Raw genomic sequence first — 3,290 nt, 5'->3', positions numbered from 1 at the left:
GAGCCCGTGCACCTGGATGTTGTAAGCCTCGTAGCAGAGCGCATCCCGCTCGGCAGCCGACGCCGGCACGTAGGGGAAGCGCTGCACCGCTCGCCGCAAGCCCAGGTCGCCCGCGGGCAGCGCAAGCTCAAACGCCACCCGCCGCAGGCTCTGCAGGCGCTCCCGGTGTGTCGCGGCGGTGTCGTGGAAGCTCGTGGTGCGCAGCCGCTCGGCCTGCAGCACGTCCAAGTCGATGTCCGCCAGCACCAGCTGGGCACCGGCGGGGAAGCGCTCGGACTCCGCCAGCAGCCGGTCCTGCTCGAACACCACCGCATGACCGTCCCAGGCCAGATCATTGGTGGACTCGCCGGGGCCGGCGGCGGAATAGAGATAAGCCGCGATGCATTTGCCCGCCTGCGCGGCGATGAGGTCGTTGCGATAGGCGGCCTTGCCGATGGTGATGTTGCTGGCGGACAGGTTCAGCAGCACCGTGGCGCCGGCGAGCGCGGCATAGGTGCTGGGCGGGATCGGCGTCCACAGGTCTTCGCACAGCTCCATGTGCAGGGTAAGACCGGGCAGATTGGCCGCGGTGAGCAGCAGGTCGTTGCCGAAGGGCACGTGATGGCCGAGCAGGTCGATCTCCGTGGCCAAGGCGGTGTCCGCGCCCGCGAACTGGCGCTTCTCGTAGAACTCCCGGTAGTTGGGCAGATAGGTCTTCGGCGCCGCCGCCAGCACTCGGCCCGCGTGCACGGCCACCGCGCAGTTGAACAACCGACCGTCCACCCTCAGGGGCAGGCCCACCGCCAGCACGGGGCGCAGCATGCGGCTGGCATCGACGACTTCGGCGAGCGCATCCAAACCGGCCGCAAGCAGCGCCTGCTGGTGGAAAAGATCTTCGTTGCTGTACGCGGTGAGCCCGAGCTCCGGGAACAGCGCCACCACGGCGCCCGCGTCATGGGCCCGTCGGGCCAGCTCGATGGTGGCGCGCGCGTTGAAGCCGGGCTCTGCGACACGGACCTCCGGCACGCACACCGCGGCGCGGATCAGCCCGTGGCGGTAGAGGTTGTGGAAGTCTGTGGTCGGGTGCTGATCCGGCATGGGGGGCTCGAGGTTCTTGGTCGCCGCGGCAGGGAAGACGGCGCGCGGCCCGCTCTATTTCGCCAGCGCCCCGGGGAGATACGGGTTCTCCGGATTCGGGCGGAGCTGTTGCGATGCAGGGTCCAGCACCAAGTCCATCATCTCCATGGGCACGGCACCGAGCAGCGGCTCGTCTCCGAACACCAACGCCGACAGGTCGCACCACCGGTCCTCGAAGTGCACCCGTAAGGGCCCAACCATCGGCACCTGCCGCCGGGAGCCGTCGGCCAGGGTCACTTCCCGCGTGCTCGTCTCCTCCAGATCGAAGCCGAGCTGAAGCGCGATGTGCTGCGGGATGATCATGAAGACCGCCCCGGAATCTGCCAGGGCCCGGGTGTTCAGCTTTCGCTTGCGAAAGGTGCTCTCCAGCGTGACCTCGGCATAGGTCAAGCCCATCGTTTGTTCCTCCGTCGCAGGATGGTGCGCGCCATCGCGACAGTATAGCCAGTGGCCTTTGCTGGATGTTGCCTCCAGGCCGGAGGCGTGGGCGGTCGCAGTGCCGCCTCACGCCTCGGGCTGTACGCGAGACACCCTAGCGGCGGCCCGCTGCAAGCCGATCCAGCCGCAGCCGTTCGCGCTCATCGAACAGCCGCCGGGAGCCGATCCAGACCGCCGCCAGGCTGCCGAGTCCGGTGCCGGACGCGATCAGGAACATGATCAGCAGCTGGTACTTGGCCGCCTCCATGGGCGGGCTGCCGGCGAGGATCTGGCCGGTCATCATGCCGGGCAGGCTGACGAGGCCGGCGGTGGCCATGGCGTTGACGATGGGGATGAGCCCGGCGCGCAGGGCGTCGCGGCGGATGTCTGCGATGGCTTCGCCCCAGGTGGCACCGAGCATGAGCCGCGCCTCGATGCGCTCGCGGTTGTCGTGTGCCTGGCGGGTGAGGCCGTCCAGGGCGACGGCGATGCCGGTCATGGTGTTGCCGAGCAGCATGCCGAGCAGCGGGATCAGGTACTGCGGCTGGTACCAAGGCTCCACGCGGATAATCAGCGTCAGCGCGAGCACCGTGATGCTGAAGGACGACAGGAACATGGACAGCGCACCGATACCGTAGCCCCAGGGTCCGCGGTAGCGACGGGTCTGCCGAGCCATCACCTCCCAGCCGGCCACCGACAGCATCATCACCGCCAGCAGACCGATGAGCCATGGGCTGGTGGTGTCGAACAGCACCTTCAGCACCAGCCCCAGCAGCACCAGCTGCACCGTACTGCGGGCGGCGGCGATGAGCATGCGGCGTTCCACGCCGAGCTTAAGGCGCCAGGACAGCGCCGCCAGCAGCAGCACCATTGCGGCCGCAAGGGCCAGGTCGAAGGGGCTCAGGGAGATCAGGCTCACCGACCGCCCTCCGCTGCATCCCTCGCCGGCAGCTCTGCCTCGATGCGCCCGTTGCGGATCACCAGCCGGCGGCCGTTCATGCGCTCGCGCTGCTCCGGATCATGGCTCACCCAGAGCACTGCGGCTGCCCGCTTGGCGCGATAATCGGCGATGACAGCCTCCACCCGCGCCCGGTTCTCGGGGTCCAGGTTCGCCGTGGCTTCGTCCAGCAAGAGCACCACCGGCTCGTTGGCGAGCAGCCGGGCCAGCGACAGGCGCTGACGCTCGCCGGTGGAGAGCCGGCGCACCTCCCAGTCCAGCACCTCGGGGCCGAAGCCCAGGCGCGCAAGCAGCGCGGCCGGGTCTGCGTTCGCACCATCGGCCGCCGGGAAATGGGCGCCGACGCTGTCCGCCCACCAGCCGGATTCTGCCGGCAGCAGTCCCACCCGCCGGCGCCACTCCGGTGCCGGCAGCGACGAGCGCGCCCTGTCGTCGCACCAGGCCTCGCCGTTGTTCGGGTCCAGGTCTGCGATGGCCCGCAGCAACAGACTCTTGCCGGTGCCGGAGGGGCCGGACAGGAAGACGAGCTCGCCCGCATCGATGCTGAGGTCCACCGGCTCCAGTAAGCGTGTTCGCAGGGCTTGGAGGCGAAGCGCGGCCATGGGGGTACTTGTTGCTCGCGGGGGTTGGGCGCGGTGGCGGATGCGTCGCACCGGAACGGGCAGCGGTGTCAGCGTCGACGATAGACGAGGTCGAACACCTGGTGGCCGAGGCGCTCCCCACGGCGCTCGAACTTTGTCGGCGGCCGGCTCACCGGGCATCCTGTATGACGAGGTCCACGCGCCGGTTGCGTTGGCGG

The 3,290-nt window shown here is 69.3% G+C and carries 4 protein-coding genes and 1 pseudogene; all 5 read right to left on the bottom strand.

The features are described from left to right. The coding region (locus I6U14_RS13725) for a nitrilase-related carbon-nitrogen hydrolase (RefSeq protein ID WP_296900083.1) at positions 1 to 1,077 on the bottom strand (1,077 nt) is incomplete at its 3' end. A gap of 54 nt (positions 1,078 to 1,131) precedes the next feature. After that, on the bottom strand, positions 1,132 to 1,512 hold the full coding sequence (locus I6U14_RS13720) for a clan AA aspartic protease (protein WP_296900082.1): 381 nt from the start codon (positions 1,510 to 1,512) through the stop codon (positions 1,132 to 1,134). A 136-nt stretch (positions 1,513 to 1,648) separates the two neighbouring features. Beyond that, positions 1,649 to 2,452 (bottom strand): iron export ABC transporter permease subunit FetB, encoded by an 804-nt coding sequence (fetB, locus tag I6U14_RS13715; protein ID WP_296900081.1) that lies wholly within the window; start codon positions 2,450 to 2,452, stop codon positions 1,649 to 1,651. After that, positions 2,449 to 3,093, bottom strand: coding sequence for an ATP-binding cassette domain-containing protein (locus tag I6U14_RS13710; RefSeq protein WP_296900080.1), 645 nt, complete (start codon positions 3,091 to 3,093; stop codon positions 2,449 to 2,451). The genes fetB and I6U14_RS13710 overlap by 4 nt, the downstream gene beginning before the upstream one ends. Before the next feature lie 68 nt (positions 3,094 to 3,161). Then, positions 3,162 to 3,290 (bottom strand): annotated as a pseudogene (locus tag I6U14_RS13705) (tRNA (guanosine(46)-N7)-methyltransferase TrmB); the annotation flags it as partial.

It is taken from the genome of Thiohalocapsa sp., from assembly GCF_019695415.1.
Taxonomy (GTDB): Bacteria; Pseudomonadota; Gammaproteobacteria; order Chromatiales; family Chromatiaceae; genus Thiohalocapsa.
This window is presented reverse-complemented; position numbering and strand designations above follow the sequence as displayed.

What these genes read in the sequence shown, in the direction of transcription:
- I6U14_RS13720 (WP_296900082.1), bottom strand. Translation starts at nt 1,512, where the DNA reads ATGGGCTTGACCTATGCCGAGGTCACGCTGGAGAGCACCTTTCGCAAG.
- I6U14_RS13710 (WP_296900080.1), bottom strand. Translation starts at nt 3,093, where the DNA reads ATGGCCGCGCTTCGCCTCCAAGCCCTGCGAACACGCTTACTGGAGCCG.